The sequence below is a fragment of the Adlercreutzia sp. CNCM I-6216 genome (genome assembly GCF_977113345.1).
In genome coordinates this window covers 38,724-55,315 of the sequence record NZ_CDSBIE010000005.1, presented here as the reverse complement: position 1 = coordinate 55,315, position 16,592 = coordinate 38,724, and the positions used below count along the sequence as shown (strand labels likewise).

The window sequence follows — 16,592 nt, the reverse complement described above, 5'->3', positions numbered from 1 at the left end:
CGCGACGCTCACTGCGCCAGGGCGAACTCGCGGATGGTGCGGTCGATGGGCTCCATGAGGGCCACGGCCACCGCCTCGTCGCGGCAAATTCGCATGGCGCCGCCGCGGTAGTCGAGCACCACCTCGCCGGTCACCTCGTCCCACAAAAGCAGCTTCGAGAAGAAGTGCCCGTTTTCGTCGGCCTGCCCGCGCGCGGCCCCTTCCAAATAGTCGGCAGAGAACTGGAAGGCGCGGCGGGACTGCAGAAACGACAACTTGCCGCGAATGTCCTCCAGAAAGGGGGCGCCGTCGGAGTCCACGACGTCGCCGGCGTGGTTGCGCAAGCCGGCGATGGCCACCACGGGACGATCGCCGTCGATGATGGAGGCCTCGGCCGCCACTTTCCGCAACCGGCGCGGCGCCGGCGCATCGGCGAGCCAGGTGTCGGGGCGCTGGGGTTCCATACCGGCCGCGTACTCCTCGGCCAGCGAGTGCATGGCCGTGCGCACCGACGGGTAGAACTTGAAGTCCTGCATGAGTCGGCGCAGCTCGTAGCGGGTATAGTGGTCGCTCGTCTCCTTGATGGGCCGCACGAGCTTCACGTGCACGCCGCGCGCCATGAGGGAATCCAGCGTCTCGTCCAGCTTGTCGGCGGCGGTCGTGTCGATGGTGTCGAGCTTCGACAGCTTCAGGATGAGGGCCTCGTTGCCGGCAGCGGCGGCCTCTATCTCCTCCTGGGCCTTCGCGATGTTCATGAAGGACAAATCGCCCGAGAGCTTCGCGATGCCGAGCGCGTAGCCCACCTCGATGTCCTTCTTCGCCGGCAGATCGTCGGGCTTGTAGGGCACCGCGCCCAAAAGCTCGGGGCCGGAGGTGTCGATCTTCTCTCGGCCGGCGCGCAGGGCGAGCGCCAGAATGAAACCGCCCAGGATGCCCGCCACGGCGCCGAGCAGCACCACGAGGGCCGCCGAGGCGGCGAAGACCATGAACTCCCGGCGCGTCTTTAAGGCGTAGGTGGTGATCTTCCCGAAGTCGACAATGTCGAGCAGGGCCACCACGACGATGGCCGACAGGGCGCAGCGGGGCAGAAAGCCCATGAACGAGCCGGCGGCGAAGGCGACCACGGCCACAATGAGGGCCGAGAACACGCTGGCCACCTGGGAGAGGGAGCCCGAGGCGATGCCCGCAGCCGTGCGCGACATGGAGGCCGAGCACGGCGGGCAGCCGATGAGGCCCACCAGCGCGTTGGCCAGGCCGAAGGTGCGCATCTCGCCGTCGGGAGACGGCGCGGGCACATCGCCCGCCGAGAACGCCTCGACACACAGCAAAGATTCCAACGACACCACCACCGCGATGGCGAAGGCGGCCAGAAGCAGTGCCACGATGTCGAGCCCCTCGGGCAGCACGGTCGCGATATGGGGAAGCGTGCCCGATACCTGCGGAAGGAAGACGATGGGAAGCCCCGCCGCTGCCAGCCCGTTGCACACAAGCGCGGCCGCGACGAGCACCACGATGGCCGAGGGCACTTTCGGGAAGAAGCGCTTCAGGAGATACATGCCAGCGATGCAGAGAGCCGACACCACGGCGCAGGCCCACGAGGCGCCCGGCAGGCACGAGACAATGGCGGCGACCTTCGACACGATGGCGCCGGAGGTGTCGGCCGTCGTGCCCAGAAGCAGCGGCACTTGGCCGATGACCACGGTGAGCGCGATGCCGAAGATGAACCCGTGCATGACCGGCAGCGGCGTACGGCGGATCAGGCGACCGGCACCGGCCCAGCCGAGCAGCAGCAGGAACAGCGCCGTGAGAAGCGTGAGCAGGGGCATGGCGGAGACAATGGCGTCCTGGCCCTGGGCCGCAATGCCGGCGGCGGCGAGCATCGAGGCGGTCATGGCGGCCGCGGCCGAATCCATGCCGAAGACCACCCGCCGCGTGCCGGTGAGCAGCCCGAAGGCCAGCGGCGCCACGATGGAGGCCCATAGGCCATAGATGGCCGGCAGCCCCACCACCTCCGCATAGCCCATAGCAATGGGGATGGAAAGCGCGGCGATAACCAGGCCCGCGACGGCGTCCTTCGGCAGATCGGCCGCTCGATACCCCTTTATGGCCTCAACGATCATCGCCCCTCCTCACTTTTTATCTTCTCGTCTCCCGTTTCCCGCTCAGCTCGCGTGCCTCGTCCGGCCGCCGCCCATGGCCTTTTACGCCACACAGCCGTCCAACGCCCGACGCCACCTCTCCGCCGACTTTCGGCAATCCTCGCATCATGGGGCGCCCGTCTTCCAGAAAGGCGAGATTGTACCAGATAAATGCCGAGATCGCAGCGCTTATTCCAACGGCTTGTCCCGACCAGGGACGTCCTGGATGGTGCGCAGGCCGTTTGACGGCGGCTCGCCGAGGGGGAACCAGTACTTCCACGCCTCGAAGGGATGGGCGCCCTCCACCCGGTCCACGTCCCTAAAGGCGTCCTTGGGGACGATGGTGTGCAGCTCGCGGCCGCTTTCCGTGAGCAGGTGGATGCCGCCGGCCGCCAGCGCCTCGTCGCAGAAGGTGAGGCAGTTGTAGGTGATGAGGTTGTAGGTGCCGGTATGGGCGCGGCGGTCCTCGGCGCAGGCCTGCACGGCGCGGAAGGTCGCCTCGTCGCACCACAGGGCGATGGCGCAGTTCACGTGCTCGTTCCACCAGTTCCCCGGCCGGCGCGGGCCGACCGCCATCCGCTACCGTTTCATAGGCTCTACCGCGACCTCGCCATTCGGGCGCCCTCCCAGTCCTCGGCCCCGTCACTGCTTGGTGACAGTTCGCCCTTCTCGCCTTCCGCCGCCGTTGCAATCATTAGCATTTTCCCGTGAAAAGACCTGCGCGAAGGAGGAACAAGCAGTGGCGAAGAGGGCCCGCATTATCGTGGTCGGATGCAGCCTGTTCGGGTGCGCCGTGGCCCAGGCGCTCTCGGCGGCCGGCCACGACGTCATCGTGGTGGACATGCAGGAGGACGCCCTGGAAGGGCTGGGGCCCGATTTCGACGGCGAGACGCTCACCGGCGACGGCAAGAGCGCCCTGGTGCTGGAGGAGTGCGGCGTGCGCCGGGCCACCCACCTGGTGGCCGCCACGGACGACGACGCCTCCAACCTGCTCATCGCCGAGCTGGCCAGCGAGATCTTCGGCGTGCCCCACGTGCTGCCCCTCGTGGACGACGACGCTTTGGCGGACATCCTCGACGACATGGGCATCGCCCCCATCTGCCCCCATCGCATCTGCGAGGACGAGTTCTTCCGCCTCACCGGGCTGACACGGAAGGAGGCCGACCTATGAGGGTGGTGATCGTGGGCGGCCGCTCCCGGGCCGATTATCTGATGGGCGCCTTAGCTGAAACCGTCGACACCGTCGTGGCCATCAACGACGACCGCCGCTTCTGCGAGTACCTCTCCAGCCGCCATGACGGCACGGTGATCTGGGGCAACGGCATGAAGCTGGCCGTGCTCGAGGAGGCCGGCGTCGCCGGGTTCGACGCCATCGTGGCCCTCACCGGCCTCGACGCCGACAATTTGGCCATCTGCCAGGTGGCCAAGAAGTTCCTCGGCATCCGCATCCAACTGTGCATCGTGTCCAACCCCGAGAACACGGCCATCTTCCGCCAGCTGGGCGTCACGGCGGCCATCAGCGCCACGGCCACCCTGGCCCAGGCCATTCGCGGGGCCCTGGAGCTTCCCGACCCCGCCGACGCGAAGGCCTCGGCCGCGGCGACGGTGGCCGCCGCTGCGGCCGAGGCCGGCAACGGCGAAGGGGACGGCGCCGACGGCACCACCGACGACGAGGAAGACCCCGGTGCCCCCTCGCCCTTCCGCTCGATTCTGGGCTCGTGGCACCACTTGGGAAAAGAGCGCCGGTGACCGTCATGGGAAAGACGCGCGGCGACAACCTTGCGCCGGCCATCGCCCTGGGCGAGCCGGGCGGCGAGCGCTCCGGCCCCGGGCCCCTGCTCGCGCGCTACGTGGGCGTGGCCGTCATGTTCGTCGGCCTGGCGGGCCTGGCACCCCTGGCGGTGCTGCCGGCCTACCCCGACGAGGTGGCCCTCGCGCCGTGCTTCATCTTCCCCGGGATCGGCGCGGCCATGGCGGGCTACCTCGTGTACTTCGCCTCGCCCGACCCCGCCCCGGGCGCCCGCCTTACCCGCGGGCAGGCCGCCGCCTGCACGGTGCTGGTCTGGGTTCTCGCCATCGCCGTCTACGCGCTGCCCTACGTGGCCGCGGGGCTGCTCTCCCCCGTCCAGGCCGTCTTCGAGTCCACCAGCGGGCTGACCACCACGGGCTTAAGCGTGGTGGACGTGGACGCCTGCCCGGCCATCTTCCTGTTCCACCGCAGCCTCACCTGCTACCTCGGCGGTGTGGGGCTCGTGCTCATCCTTACCTGCGTGGTGACCCAGACCGGCGGCCTGGGCGTGTACAACGCCGAGGGCCACACCGACCACTTGCTGCCGAGCGCCGCCAAGACCGCCCGCATGATCCTGCTCATCTACAACGGGCTCATCATCGCCGGCGCCGTGGCCTACTGGGCGGCCGGCATGACCCCCTTCGACGCCATCAACATCTCCATGTGCGCCGTGCCCACCGGCGGGTTCGCCACCCACGGCGAGAGCATCGCCTATTGGAACAGCCCAGTCATCGAGGCCATCACCATCGTGCTCATGGTGGCCGGCGGCACGAACTTCCTTCTGCTGTTCCTGCTGCTGCGCGGCAAGCTCAAGGCGTTCCTCACCCATATCGAGACGCCGCTGTACTTCGGCACCATCGCCGTCATGGCCCTGGTGGTGGCCGGTTTCTTCCTAGGCCAGGGCGTCAGCGGCGACGGAGCCGAGGCGCTGCGGCAGGGCACGTTCCAGGTCGTGTCGATCCTGACCTCCACGGGGTTTCAGACCATCCCCTCCTTCGCCGATCTGGGGCCGGCGCTCCTGTTCCTGTTCGGCCTGCTCATGCTCGTCGGGGCCGAGGCGCGCTCCACCTCCGGCGGTATCAAGCTCTACCGCGTCGCCGTCGCCTCGCTGGGGCTCGGCCACGATTTGCACGAGCGCTACGGTAACAAGCGCCATGTGACGAGCATCAAGATCAACCGTTTCGGGAAGCGGTCGGTGCTCACCGAGGTGGACGTGGCCGAGGCCCAGACCTACGTGGTGCTGTACCTGCTGCTGTGCGCGGCCGGTGCGTTCGCGCTCATCCTCTGCGGGGCCACCCTGCAGGAGGCGGTGTTCGACTTCGTCTCGTGCCTCGGCAGCACCGGCGTGGGCACGGGCTTCCTCGGTACGGAAAGCGGCCCCGCGCCGCTGCTGATCGGGAGCGCCGGGATGCTTCTGGGCCGTCTCGAGATCATCCCCCTGTTCATGGGGGTGGGCACCTTGGCGTCGATGATTCGGAAAGGGGTTCGCCATGGCCGCTAGCAGTCGCAGATTCCCGCCGAGAAGCTCCCTCTCGGCACGGCGCGTCCTGCGCAACCTGGTCGCCTTCGCCCTGCTCTACGGGGCCGGCCTGGCCGCCGTGTGGGGCTTCTCGCTCCTGGGGGTGAGCACGCTTGTGGCCTTCCCCGTCTTCGTGCTGGGCGTGCTCATCACCAGCCTGGAGACCGACTCGGGGCTGTGGGGCGCCGCGCTGGGAGTGGCCTACCTGCTCTCCTACGATTTCCTGTTCACCGCGCCCCTCTTCACGCTGAAGGTGCTCAGCCGCACCGACGTGGCGGCGCTCGCCATCTTCCTCGTCGTGTCGCTCATCATGGGCGTGATCACCCACCGCATGAGCCGCCAGGTGCAGGCGGCCGAGCGCACGGCCTGCGCGCTGGGGCGGCTGAATCGGCTGAGCGTCGGGCTGCTGGAGAGTTCCACCCCGCAGGCGGCCTGCAGCTTCGCCCAGGAGTTCCTGACCCGGGTGCTGAGGCGGCCGGTGACCATCACCTTGGGGGAGCCGCCGGCCGCGGGCAGCGCGGCGGCCCGCGACTGCTACGAGCGGCGCGCGCCCACCGGCTACGGCGAGCCGGGCTGGCGGGATGCGACGGAGAAGTACCTGCCGCTCGGCATGAAGGGGCGCCTGTACGGGGTAGTGGCCATCGACTGCTCCTCGGGGGATGTGGATAGCGGCAGCCTCTCCCTCGTCAACGCCGTGGTGGCCCAGACCCTCGTGGCCGTGGAGCGCAACGAGCTGGCGGAAGGCGAGCCCGACGGCGCCGGCGCCCCAGCGGCCACATCGGCCCCGTCCAACGACAAGAGCGCTGCCGAACCGATACGTCCGGCAGCGCTCTCATAGACCGATCGCGATACCCCAAGGCCAATCGCGACGGGCGGTTCTCGGCTCCAGGCGCGCTACTTGTCCAGCATCTCGCGCACTTCGCCGCGGCCCTCGTCGTGCAGGGCCTTCTCGTCGGGCGCCAGGCGCTCCAGAAGCTCCAGCAGCTCGCCCATATGCTCGCGCTCCTCGTCGCGGATGTCGGAGAGCACCTTCTTCGCATCCTCGTTATCCGTCGCCTGGACGTGGGCGTCGTACTCGTGGATAGCCTCAAGCTCCCCGATGATGTCCTGGCGAATAGCGTTGACGAGCTCCTCGTCAGTCAGCTTGCGCGGCACTTCCATCACGAACGGATTCGAAATTGTGGCCATGACGGTTCCTTTCTCGCAGCTTCTAAAAGGCCCGCGCCTGCAACGCCTGCGGTAGCACGGCGGCAAGCGCGAGGGTCTGTGGGCCATCCTAGGCGATTGGGTTGGAGCCGCAGCCCAGGCCGCCTTGTTGCCACCGGCCTGTAGACACTGCGACAAGAAGCGTTGGATTAGACGGCCAACGGCGCGCCCAGTCCAGGGCGTAGCGCGCCGCCGTCACCGACGTGCCGTTGGAATGCACGCTCAGATCGTCCATCACAAACGCGATCCTCATGAGGCCCTTACTCCTCGGTCGCCAGGGCGAGACCCTCGGCGGCGGAAGCGGCCGAGGCGGCCTGGTCGCGCTTCGCCTCGGCGACGCGGGCCTTGCCGCGGGCGCGGGCCTCTTCCACCGAAACCGTTTCGATGCGGGCGATGAAGTACCAGATCTCGAACACGGTCAGTCCGATGAGGATGGCCTTCAGCCACCACTGCGGCACCACCAGCGCGAGCATCGGCATGGCGGTCACGCCGGGGGCAGCGCACAGGATTTTGGCCCGCAGTGTGAGCGAGCGCGTTTCCATGAAGTTGGCGATGAAGCGCTTGTACATGCGGGTTCCCTCGAACCACGTGTTCAGACGCTCGGAGCTGCGCAGGAAGAAAAACGAGGTCAGCAGCAGAAACGGCGTTGTGGGGATAATGGGAATGATGACGCCTATGCCCCCTAGCCCCAAGAACAGCAGCCCCAACCCCGCATACAGATAGCGCTTGATCGTCATTGTGTCTCCCGTTTCATCCACCGACCCGATGGGCCGTCATTTCGATAGCTCGCCGTCCCAAAGGCGCAGCGTGCACCACAGTAGAGACATCTTAGCGACCAGCGCCCGGCCGCCGCATCACCCGAATGAGCTATATATGGGAACGCGACAAGGCCCCCGCCAGCCGCGGCCATCCCATCAGCTGCGGTCGCCTTGCCTCGCAGGGGCCCGACGCGCGCTACGTGACGGCCAACGCAAAACGCCCCGCATCTTGCAGCGCGACAGAACGGCAACGTGCAAGAGCGGGGCGATCCGATCAGCCAAGAGCTGGGGTCCGGCACTATTGGCAGAGGGCGCCGGCCTCCTTATCCACCACAACGGTGACGTTCGGATGGAACTGCAGGATGGAGGCGGGCACCTCAGGAGTGATCGGCCCGAAGAAGGCGCGGCGAACGATATCGGCCTTGTCGGAGCCGTTGGCGACCACGAGGATCTCCTTGGCCGCCATGATGGTGCCGATGCCCATGGTGTACGCCTCACGGGGCACGTCGTCAATGGAATCGAACAAGCGGGAGTTGGCGTTGATGGTGCTCTCCGTCAGCTCGACGCAGTGCGTTTCCTTGGGGAACTCAGGCGCGGGCTCGTTGAAGCCGATGTGGCCGTTGTGGCCCAGGCCCAGAAGCTGCAGGCCCAAACCGCCGGCCTCGGCGATGCTCTGCTCGTAAGCGGCGCACGCGGCAGCAGCGTCGGGGCAGGCGCCGTCCGGCACATGGGTGCGAGCCGGGTCGATATCGACATGGGAGAACAGGTTGTGCTCCATGAAGTAACGGTAGCTCTGGTCGTGCTGCGGATCGAGGCCGCGGTACTCGTCCAAGTTGAAGCTGGTCACGTCCTTGAAGGACAGCGCGCCGGCCTCGTAGTCCTCAACCAGGCAGCGGTACAGGCCGATAGGGGTCGAGCCGGTGGCCAGACCCAGCACGCAATCGGGGTGCGAGGAAACATAACCGCTTATCACGCGCGCGGCAGTGCGCGACATGGCCTCGTAATCTTCGGTGACGATGAACTTCATGGGAAGCCTCTCTCTTGGAGCCGCTAGATAAATATGTGTGCTCATGCTAAACCATGCCTTCCCTGCAGCGAAGGTCAGCCGTGAGTTTTCATCAGGTTTTCAGCGCCTTCCTCCGCCGCCAGCAGCTCGCGGGCGTGGGCGATGGCGTCGTCGATGCAGCTGCGGAAATGTTCCTCCCCCACCAGATCGACGAAGCCGGCGCGGCGCATGGTCTTCATCGGCTGCTCGTTCACATGGGAGAAGATGAGGCTCACCCCGTTCGCGTTGCAGTAGTCGTAGAGGTTCTCCAGCGCGTTCATGCCCGTCGCGTCCAGGGAGGGCACGCCGCGCATGCGGATGATCAGGTAGTGCGTGAAGTCCTTCACCGAGATGTCGGCGATGCGCTCGGTCATGCCGAAGAACATCGGCCCGTTGATCTCGTACACGCGCACGCTCTTCGGCAGCTCGCGCAAATGCGTGACCTCGGAGTTCTCGTCGCAGTAGTACTTCCAGCCCTTGACCTCAGTCTCCTCGCTTACCATCTTCATGAACAGCACCACGGTGATGAGCATGCCCACGCCGATGGCCACCACCAGGTCGAACACGATGGTCAGCACGAAGGTGAGCAGCAGCGTGGCGACGGCCCCCTTCGACGCCGTCTGGCACAGGTGCGAGAAGTTGCGCCAGCCGGACATGTTGTAGGCGACGTACAGCAGAATGGCGGCGATGGTGGGCATGGGGATGAGCGCCGCATAGGGCATGAGGAACGCGAGCACCGCGATGAGCACAAGCGCGTGCACCATGCCGGCGATGGGCGTGCGGCCGCCGGCCTTCACGTTGGCGGCGGTGCGCGCGATGGCGCCGGTGGCGGGAATGCCGCCGAAGAGCACCGAGGCGATGTTGCCGACGCCCTGGGCCACCAACTCCATGTTGGCGCGATGGTGACCGCTGATCATGGAGTCGGCCACCACACAGGACAGCAGCGACTCGATGGCGGCCAGGATGGCGATGGTGACGCCGTTGGCGAACTGGTCGCGGAACAGCTCCAAGCTGAGGTGGGGCATATGGAAGGTGGGCAGGGCGCTGTCGATGACGTAGAGGTCGCCGATAGTGCTGACGTCAAGGCCGAGCCCGCTCACCAGCGCGATGCCCGCGAGCAGGGCCATAAGCGAGCTGGGCACGCGCTCGGTCACGCGCGGCCAGAGGAACAGCACGGCCAGGCAGACGACACCCACCAGGCACGCCTGCCCGTTCACTGTGGAGAAGTTGCCCGCCAGCGAGGCCAGCTTCTCCGTCGTTTCCACCGTGGCGGTGCCCGGCGGATAGGTAAGGCCGAAAAAGTCCTTCAGTTGGCCGATGGTCAGCGTGACGGCGATGCCCGCGGTGAACCCGGTCGTGATAGTGAAGGGCACGAAGCGAATGAGGGCGCCCAGCTTGAACAGACCCATGAAGATGAGCAGGATGCCCGCGATGATGGTGGCGGCGATGAGGCCTTCAATGCCATCGGTGGCCACGATGCCGGCGACGATGGTGGCAAACGCCGCCGTGGGACCAGAGATCTGCACGCGGCTGCCGCCGAGGAACGCGATGAGGAATCCAGCGACGATGGCGGTGTAGAGGCCCTGCTCCGGCGACACCCCCGAGGCGATGCCCAGCGCGATGGAAAGCGGCAGCGCCACCACCGCCACCACGATGCCCGCCACGATGTCCTTGGGAATCTGCTCTTTCAGCTCCTCCTTGCTGGAATGTTTGATGATGCTGAAGAGGATGGGCTTTAACTTGTCGCGCTGCTGCATGGCGGGAAAACTCGGCTCCTTCGGTGATCGCGGGTGAAAAGACACGAGGCCGCATTCTATCGCTGACCAAATCGCCCAGCAATAGAGAACCCGCGTTCGGCCGAAAGTCGCCCTTCGACGCATGAAAAACGGCCCCGCAGGGTGGTGCGGGGCCGTCGGATGCTGAATACGCTCAGCTGCTCTGCTGCCGCTCGCTCGCCCTGCTACCAGGTGCGGGAGGCCATGGCGCGGAACTGGGCCACCGTGGAGACGTGGGAGTTCAGGCCGCCGTCCACCGTCACTACCTGGCCGGTGAAGTACGAGCTCTCGTCGGAGGCCAGATAGACGCACATGGCGGCGATGTCCTCGGGCGTGCCGTAGCGGGCGACCTCGATGTTGTCCAGGAAGATGTCCTTCAGCGCCTGGGGCACCTTCGCCTCGTTCTGCGGCGTGACGATGAGGCCGGGGCGCACGCAGTTGCAGCGGATGTTCTGCTTGCCGTACTGCAGCGCCGTGTACTGGGTCAGCATGTCGACGCCGGCCTTGGCGCAGGCATAGGCCGTCGAGCCCAAGTCACCGCCGCAGGAGGCCATGGAGCCGATGTTGATGATGGAACCCGCGCCCTGCTCTTGCATGAAGGGCAGCACGGTCTTGGTGCAGTAGAACGTGGAGCGCACATCGCTCGCGAACACGGCATCCCAGTCCTCCAGGGAGATCTCGTCCACGCGGCCGTCCTTCAGCGCCATGCCGGCGGCGTTGTTCACCAGCACGTCGATGGAGCCCCACTTCTCCTTGGTGTCGGCGAACAGCGCGTCCACCGTTTCGGGACGCGTGATGTCCAGCTTGTGGAACCAGGCGGTGCCGCCCGCCTCGGCGATGGCGTCCACGACGGCCGCGCCACGCTCCTCGTTGCGGCCGCACACCACCACGCGCGCGCCCTCGGCCCCGAACATCTTCGCGATGCCCGTGCCGATGCCGCTGGTGGAGCCGGTGACGATGGCGACTTTGTCCTTCAAACGATCCATGGTTTCCCTCTTTCTACGCAAGAATGCCAGCCAACAACGATGATTCTATCAGTAGGCATCCTTTGCGCTACCATAGAGGCCGCACAAACAAGGCGAGCGAGAAAAAGAGACGTCGTGGAAAATACCGAAGGCAGAATTGCAGCGCAGGGTTCTTCGAAGGAAGAGCCCCGCGACCTTGGCGCAGACCACGCTGTGTGTTCGATTTGCCCGCATGCCTGCGCGCTGGCCGAGGGGCAGACGGGGCTCTGCCGTGCGCGCGTCGCCGAGGGCGGGCAGGTGGTGGACGCCAACTACGGGCGCATCACGTCGTTGGCGCTGGATCCCATCGAGAAGAAGCCGCTGGCCCGCTTTCGCCCTGGAAGCAAGGTGCTCTCCGTAGGTTCCTACGGCTGCAACCTGCGCTGCCCGTTCTGACAGAACGCCTCCATCGCCTGCGCCGGCGAAAGCGACGTGCCCTGGCGCGAAATCGCACCGGCCGAGCTGGTGAATGCGGCCGCATCGCTTGCGCCCGAGGGCAACATCGGGCTCGCCTTCACCTACAACGAGCCGCTCGTGGGCCTCGAGTTCGTCCGCGACACCGGGCACCTCGCCCACGAGCGTGGCCTGGTCAACGTGCTGGTATCCAACGGCTACGTGAACGACGGCCCGCTGCACGAGGTGACACCGTTCATCGATGCCGCGAACATCGACCTGAAGGGCTTCACCCAGAGCTTCTACGACCTCGTCGGCGGCGACTTGGCAACCGTAAAGCACACCATAGAAGTGCTGGCCGTCACGCCCACTTGCCACTTGGAAGTGACGACGCTTGTCATCCCCGACCTGAACGACAGCGATCAGGAAATCGCCGAGGCGGCCCAATGGCTCGCCTCCCTGGATCCGTCGATCCCCTACCACCTGACCCGCTTCTTCCCCTGCCACCGCTTGACGGATCGCCCCGCCACCCCGCCCGAAACCGTCCATCACCTAGCCAACGTAGCGAGGCGCTACTTGAAGCACGTCTACGTAGGAAATTGCTAACGATCAAAACTTAAGGGCCGCGCCACTAAAAGCACCGACTACCCCTGTCGCCGCTCGACATACTCCTTGAAGCCGGGCAATGCGAAGTAGAAGTCGCCATCGAGAGTTTCGCCAATAACGCCGCTTTGCACGAGCCGCTTCTTGTAGGTGGAAATATGCCCCGAGGGCTTACCCAGCCGTTCCATCAGATCGATGCGGCGGCTTGTTTTCCCATCTTGAGCCATTGCCGCAAGAAATGCCCTGTCCGCTCGGGAGAGTTCCGCATAGGTGACATCGAAGATGCGATCCTCTAACTCGCGCTGAGCCCTCTGCGCACCGGCACGGACATCGTCAACGCTCAGGAAGGCGTCATCGGGATGCATTCGCCACGCCCGGTAGCCCAGAAGCTGCAGCATGAAGGGAAACCCGTCGATGGCTTCAACGGCTTCGCCCAAGGCCTCTTCGTTGATGAGCCTACCGCCCTCTTCCACGGTCAGACGGAAAGCCTCCTCAACTTCATAGGAGGCCAACGGGCCCAACTCGAACCGCTGAGCCCGGCGCAAAAACGACGTGTTCTTTCCGCTCAGAAGCGAGCTTATATGGAAGGGAAGCCCCGCCATGACAAGAGCGACCTTACGATTCTCGCGCACGAAATGCTGGTACGTTGAAACCAGGTGGCTCATCTCGTCGAGAGACACGTCCACTTCGTCAACGGTTATCAGCAGGCCAATATCCGCTTCGCCGAGACGCTCCAAAAGGTTGTTCATGCGGGTGCGCCAATTCGCTTTCGTGTTGCTTTTCGCGTCCCAAGTCGCTCCTCCTATACCCGCTATGTTCACGCCCGTGAGACGTTTTTCGGACGAGGCCGCAATGAGGTGCGAAGCCGACTCCTCGGTGCGCTGGACAATATCTTCGAGCATACCCGAAGTTGCCGAAACGTTGGCCACTACCCATCCGAGCCGAGACGCCTCGTTGCCGAGATAGGTAAGGAGCGCCGTTTTGCCACATCCGCGCGGACCAACAAATAATGCGCAGAGATTCATCGTCTGCTCTTCGAAGGCACTCAAGATATCCGAGAGCACCTGTTCGCGACCAGCGAAATAAGCGGGCACTTTTCCGAATTCCGGCGTAAATGGGTTGAAGGTCTCCTGCTGCACCTTCGCAATCTTGTCTGCCACGGAAACCTCCTGCCATCTGCCCGCCGCAACAGTAAGATCGTAGCATCCTTGATCTCTTTTAGCAATCTTGATCTCTTTTAGCGTCCTTGATTTGTTTTAGCGTCCTTGAGCGCCTTGAGTGCGAGGCGTTGCCCGAAACACGCCTATACGGATAATCGCGATGGAGAATCTTACGAGAGATCTTCCATGGAATACGTGCTGTAGCCCTCGTAGCGATAGCTGGCGTCGATGCCCTTCATGTACACCCGCCGATCATTCACCTGATCGGTAAGGGCCTCCTTGAGAAGTGCTTTGATCTCCACATCCTTCACGGGGCTTCGCTCCATGGCGAGCAAATAGTCCTCCCCGTCGACAAGGCTCCAGTCGACCACGACGCCGCATGAGCGTTTCAGCATCTGATCGAGCCAGATTCTCATGCTGCGCCCATTGCCCTCGCGGAAAGGGTGGGCGACGTTCATTTCAACGTACTTCTCGATCACTTCGTCGAACGTTGCCTGCGGCATGCGGTCGATGGCGGCAAGCGCCTCCTCCAGATAGAGCGAGGGCGCGAAGCGAAAGCCGCCCTTGGAGATATTCTCCCGACGCATGCGCCCGGCAAAGTCGTAAATGTCCTGGAAAAGATAGGCATGAATCTCGGCAAGGCCGGCAAACGTTCCCGCTTCCAGCTCGTCAAGCAGGCCGCGCTCGAAAAGCTCGAGGGCCCGCACCTTCGTCAGCCGCTCTTCCTCGCGCGCCAATTCGGCATCGCTGCTTATGCCCAACTTGTTACCAAGAACCATATGTTTTCCCTGTCGCATCGGTCGCGCGGCTGCCGCAGCAATCAAGCCGCCGCGACCACCCGCCATGCGCTCGATAGCCTTCCTTTCGATCCCGCCTTGCGGAAAACGAGTATACCAATACCCGGCCCTCCCTCTTGCGCGGTTGGCCCTTCTGCTGCTAGACTGCACTTCCGTCAGCGAGAGTGCTGGCGCATTTTATCCAGAGTCGGGGTAGAGAGTTGGCTCGACGATCCCGGCACCAACCGGCCGTGCGGCACGGTGGTCCCGCCAACATCGATGAAAGGAGTCCTGCCATGGACAACGTCTCTGTGCGCGATGCGCGCGAATTCCTTAACCTGAGCGTCGAGCGGCCGAGGATGCACCTCCTCGATGAGCCCACGGGCTACATTTCGGCCATGGGGAAGGCCAACTTGGGCCACCAGATGCGCTACAGCGTGGAACGTCTGGAAGCCGAACTGGCCGGCAACGGCGAGCCGCGGGTGCTCCAGCTGGCCTGCGAAGGCGACGAGCGCGAGCCCCAGTCGTGGACGCTTTACGCCGACGGTCTCAAGTGTGCCCATGGAACCAGCGAGTTCGCTCGCACGTGCTTCTGCGAAGCAGCCGACGCGTTCATGGACGTCTGCCGTGAAGCCGTGCGCGCCGCCGCCCTCCCCTCCCGCAGCGCGCATGACTACGACCTGCTGCGCACCGCCCGAAGGATAGCGGCGGTGGAAGCGGGCGCCTCTCGTCCAGCAAATCGATAACGACCGATAACGACCGATAACGACCGATAACGACCGATAACGACCGAAAAGGAGAGGTAGAGTACGTCGGAGTCCCGAACCCTGAACAGCTCGTTAAGAAATTCTGGGACGGAGTGCACAATCCCTCGAAAGTCAGCGCCAACATTCTCACAAATGATTCGATCACCATTGAGACAATTAACGACTGCGACATTATCCGCATTCAAGTTCCTCGCGCCAGCCGTCATTTGAGACCTATCTACATCTGCGGCAATCGGGAAAAGGGAACCTACCGTCGAGATGGCAAGGGAGATTATCGCTGCTCATCCGAAGAAATCGTTGCCATGATTCGCGATGCGAGCAACGAGCCGCTCGACGACACCGTGCTTGAAGAGTTCCCGTTAGATGCTCTTTCATGGGACACGGTAAGCCGATATCGAGCCGTGGTGTCAGCTGCCCGACCGAATCATCCGTGGCTCAAGCTCGATGATGAGGGGTTCCTCGTGAAGCTGAATGCCATTGGACGAACAAATGGAGAGGGAGAATTTCATCCAACACGTGCCGGTCTTCTCATGTTCGGTTTCGAGTACGAAATCGCAAAGGAATATGCGAACTACTTCCTAGACTATCGCGAAGCAGACCAAGAACGCCGATGGGCAGACCGCATCACATCGCAAGACGGAACATGGACGGGAAACCTTTTCGATTTTTGGACGGAAGCGCTACCGCGACTGACAAGCGGCCTTAAGAAGCCGTTTGCGCTCGACAACAATCTCCAGCGCATCGAAGACACCGAGATGCACGCCGCAATAAGAGAGGCACTCGCGAACGCACTCGTTCATTCGGACTACTATGGAAGAAGAGGCATCGTCGCTCTGAGATATTCTGACCGAATCGAAATAGCCAATCCCGGCAATTCACGCGTAGCGCTCGATGTGGTGAGAGCGGGCGGAATTTCAGATGCGCGCAATCCGACTCTGATGCGAATGTTCGGGCTTATCAGCGCTTGTGAGCGAATGGGAAGCGGATTCGATGTAATGAGCAACGCTGCGAAAGCGGCAAGCGCTCCCCCGCCCGAAATCGAGGAGCTTTTCAACCCGGACCGCGTAATGGTAAAAGTCTACACAGGGAAGCTGTCTGCGTTCTATCTTGACACCGACGCACCCAGCAATAGCTCTCCCTCCGAGACAAACCACACGCCGGCTTCTTCCAGCTCTGCCCAGCCATCCGTGCCCGCTCCACAACTTGCCCTCTCCCACGATCTCGCAAAAATCGTGGAAGTCGCCCAAGAAAAGGGAGGTTTCACACGTAGAGATGTTGAATCCGCATTGAACTGCGGGGCGACCAAGGCCAAGGGGCTCATCGCCGAATTGCTGGGCATGGGCATTATTGCGTCCGAAGGCTCAGCGCGCGGGACAAGGTACCGCTTACGCTAAAACAGGGGGCGGCTCGCCGCCCCTACAACTCGATGCGGCCGAACTCAGCCAAGATCTCGCTAGCCGCCACGAGCCGTTGCGGAAAGTGATGCCTATGACCGTGCTTCGGCATCGCGGGCGACCTCGCGGGGAGGCGCCCGAAGCTTTCGATCTGCGGCGGAATGGGTGGAAGCCAGATCTTCCGGCAAGATGCCAACGCTCAAACCGCACGGCACTGCCGACAACGAACTACCCGACAACTCCAACGCGAAACCGCAACGTTCCAAAGTATCCTTTGCGGGAAAAG

At 64.2% G+C, this 16,592-nt stretch carries 18 protein-coding genes and 1 riboswitch; of the genes, 8 read left to right on the top strand and 10 right to left on the bottom strand.

The features are described 5' to 3' along the window. Positions 1-8 precede the first annotated feature (8 nt). Both ACYVRU_RS06105 and ACYVRU_RS06100 read right to left on the bottom strand, forming a co-directional pair. Complete coding sequence (locus tag ACYVRU_RS06105) at positions 9-2,099, bottom strand: SulP family inorganic anion transporter (protein WP_461185851.1); 2,091 nt, start codon at positions 2,097-2,099, stop codon at positions 9-11. Between the two features lie 207 nt (positions 2,100-2,306). Next, positions 2,307-2,693 carry a C97 family peptidase gene (locus ACYVRU_RS06100; RefSeq protein ID WP_161128387.1) on the bottom strand — a complete coding sequence of 129 codons (387 nt, stop codon included), beginning with the start codon at positions 2,691-2,693 and terminating at the stop codon, positions 2,307-2,309. Between the two features lie 163 nt (positions 2,694-2,856). Here ACYVRU_RS06100 and ACYVRU_RS06095 point away from each other — a divergent pair, with 163 nt between their 5' ends. The 4 genes from ACYVRU_RS06095 to ACYVRU_RS06080 are packed head-to-tail and all read left to right on the top strand — an operon-like array spanning position 2,857 to position 6,263. Continuing rightward, positions 2,857-3,288, top strand: a complete 432-nt coding sequence (locus ACYVRU_RS06095) for an NAD-binding protein (RefSeq protein WP_461185850.1) — start codon at positions 2,857-2,859, stop codon at positions 3,286-3,288. Beyond that, positions 3,285-3,866 carry a potassium channel family protein gene (locus ACYVRU_RS06090; protein ID WP_461185849.1) on the top strand — a complete coding sequence of 194 codons (582 nt, stop codon included), beginning with the start codon at positions 3,285-3,287 and terminating at the stop codon, positions 3,864-3,866. Before ACYVRU_RS06095 ends, ACYVRU_RS06090 begins: the two co-directional genes overlap by 4 nt. A gap of 5 nt (positions 3,867-3,871) precedes the next feature. Further along, on the top strand, positions 3,872-5,407 hold the full coding sequence (locus ACYVRU_RS06085) for a TrkH family potassium uptake protein (protein WP_418911330.1): 1,536 nt from the start codon (positions 3,872-3,874) through the stop codon (positions 5,405-5,407). Then, complete coding sequence (locus tag ACYVRU_RS06080) at positions 5,397-6,263, top strand: DUF4118 domain-containing protein (protein WP_461185848.1); 867 nt, start codon at positions 5,397-5,399, stop codon at positions 6,261-6,263. Before ACYVRU_RS06085 ends, ACYVRU_RS06080 begins: the two co-directional genes overlap by 11 nt. A 56-nt stretch (positions 6,264-6,319) precedes the next feature. Here ACYVRU_RS06080 and ACYVRU_RS06075 read toward each other — a convergent pair whose 3' ends face one another. The 6 genes from ACYVRU_RS06075 to ACYVRU_RS06050 all read right to left on the bottom strand — a co-directional run bounded on the left by ACYVRU_RS06075 (position 6,320) and on the right by ACYVRU_RS06050 (position 11,195). Further along, the gene (locus ACYVRU_RS06075) at positions 6,320-6,613 is read right to left on the bottom strand and encodes a ferritin family protein (RefSeq protein ID WP_022740591.1); all 294 of its coding nucleotides are present in this window, start codon (positions 6,611-6,613) and stop codon (positions 6,320-6,322) included. Positions 6,614-6,701: 88 nt separating this feature from the next. After that, a complete protein-coding gene (locus tag ACYVRU_RS06070; RefSeq protein ID WP_412668717.1) occupies positions 6,702-6,884 on the bottom strand; it encodes a hypothetical protein in 183 nt (60 codons plus the stop codon). A 7-nt stretch (positions 6,885-6,891) separates the two neighbouring features. Beyond that, positions 6,892-7,368, bottom strand: a complete 477-nt coding sequence (locus ACYVRU_RS06065) for a DUF454 family protein (protein ID WP_288219382.1) — start codon at positions 7,366-7,368, stop codon at positions 6,892-6,894. Between the two features lie 319 nt (positions 7,369-7,687). Further along, complete coding sequence (gene nagB / locus ACYVRU_RS06060; protein WP_461185847.1) at positions 7,688-8,416, bottom strand: glucosamine-6-phosphate deaminase; 729 nt, start codon at positions 8,414-8,416, stop codon at positions 7,688-7,690. 74 nt (positions 8,417-8,490) lie between these two features. Beyond that, positions 8,491-10,236 carry a SulP family inorganic anion transporter gene (locus ACYVRU_RS06055; protein ID WP_461185846.1) on the bottom strand — a complete coding sequence of 582 codons (1,746 nt, stop codon included), beginning with the start codon at positions 10,234-10,236 and terminating at the stop codon, positions 8,491-8,493. 158 nt (positions 10,237-10,394) lie between these two features. Beyond that, positions 10,395-11,195, bottom strand: a complete 801-nt coding sequence (locus tag ACYVRU_RS06050) for an SDR family NAD(P)-dependent oxidoreductase (RefSeq protein WP_288219380.1) — start codon at positions 11,193-11,195, stop codon at positions 10,395-10,397. A gap of 192 nt (positions 11,196-11,387) precedes the next feature. Here ACYVRU_RS06050 and ACYVRU_RS06045 point away from each other — a divergent pair, with 192 nt between their 5' ends. Further along, the gene (locus ACYVRU_RS06045) at positions 11,388-11,609 is read left to right on the top strand and encodes a hypothetical protein (protein WP_461185845.1); all 222 of its coding nucleotides are present in this window, start codon (positions 11,388-11,390) and stop codon (positions 11,607-11,609) included. Positions 11,610-11,645: 36 nt separating this feature from the next. After that, on the top strand, positions 11,646-12,212 hold the full coding sequence (locus ACYVRU_RS06040) for a radical SAM protein (RefSeq protein WP_461185844.1): 567 nt from the start codon (positions 11,646-11,648) through the stop codon (positions 12,210-12,212). 38 nt (positions 12,213-12,250) lie between these two features. Here ACYVRU_RS06040 and ACYVRU_RS06035 read toward each other — a convergent pair whose 3' ends face one another. Then, positions 12,251-13,369 (bottom strand): AAA family ATPase, encoded by a 1,119-nt coding sequence (locus tag ACYVRU_RS06035; RefSeq protein ID WP_198161068.1) that lies wholly within the window; start codon positions 13,367-13,369, stop codon positions 12,251-12,253. 170 nt (positions 13,370-13,539) lie between these two features. Beyond that, on the bottom strand, positions 13,540-14,316 hold the full coding sequence (fic, locus tag ACYVRU_RS06030) for a protein adenylyltransferase Fic (RefSeq protein ID WP_461185843.1): 777 nt from the start codon (positions 14,314-14,316) through the stop codon (positions 13,540-13,542). A 24-nt stretch (positions 14,317-14,340) separates the two neighbouring features. Further along, positions 14,341-14,431, top strand: a riboswitch (SAM riboswitch). Between the two features lie 10 nt (positions 14,432-14,441). Here fic and ACYVRU_RS06025 point away from each other — a divergent pair. Together ACYVRU_RS06025 and ACYVRU_RS06020 are read left to right on the top strand one after the other, a co-directional pair. Next, positions 14,442-14,891, top strand: coding sequence for a hypothetical protein (locus ACYVRU_RS06025; protein ID WP_161128382.1), 450 nt, complete (start codon positions 14,442-14,444; stop codon positions 14,889-14,891). A gap of 113 nt (positions 14,892-15,004) precedes the next feature. After that, the gene (locus ACYVRU_RS06020) at positions 15,005-16,306 is read left to right on the top strand and encodes an ATP-binding protein (protein WP_461185842.1); all 1,302 of its coding nucleotides are present in this window, start codon (positions 15,005-15,007) and stop codon (positions 16,304-16,306) included. Positions 16,307-16,592 lie beyond the last annotated feature (286 nt).

Coding starts and splice junctions, on each gene's coding strand:
- ACYVRU_RS06065 (WP_288219382.1), bottom strand. CDS start 7,368: ATGACGATCAAGCGCTATCTGTATGCGGGGTTGGGGCTGCTGTTCTTG.
- ACYVRU_RS06075 (WP_022740591.1), bottom strand. CDS start 6,613: ATGGCCACAATTTCGAATCCGTTCGTGATGGAAGTGCCGCGCAAGCTG.
- nagB (WP_461185847.1), bottom strand. CDS start 8,416: ATGAAGTTCATCGTCACCGAAGATTACGAGGCCATGTCGCGCACTGCC.
- ACYVRU_RS06050 (WP_288219380.1), bottom strand. CDS start 11,195: ATGGATCGTTTGAAGGACAAAGTCGCCATCGTCACCGGCTCCACCAGC.
- ACYVRU_RS06080 (WP_461185848.1), top strand. CDS start 5,397: ATGGCCGCTAGCAGTCGCAGATTCCCGCCGAGAAGCTCCCTCTCGGCA.
- ACYVRU_RS06105 (WP_461185851.1), bottom strand. CDS start 2,099: ATGATCGTTGAGGCCATAAAGGGGTATCGAGCGGCCGATCTGCCGAAG.
- ACYVRU_RS06085 (WP_418911330.1), top strand. CDS start 3,872: ATGGGAAAGACGCGCGGCGACAACCTTGCGCCGGCCATCGCCCTGGGC.
- ACYVRU_RS06090 (WP_461185849.1), top strand. CDS start 3,285: ATGAGGGTGGTGATCGTGGGCGGCCGCTCCCGGGCCGATTATCTGATG.
- ACYVRU_RS06100 (WP_161128387.1), bottom strand. CDS start 2,693: ATGGCGGTCGGCCCGCGCCGGCCGGGGAACTGGTGGAACGAGCACGTG.
- ACYVRU_RS06070 (WP_412668717.1), bottom strand. CDS start 6,884: ATGAGGATCGCGTTTGTGATGGACGATCTGAGCGTGCATTCCAACGGC.
- ACYVRU_RS06025 (WP_161128382.1), top strand. CDS start 14,442: ATGGACAACGTCTCTGTGCGCGATGCGCGCGAATTCCTTAACCTGAGC.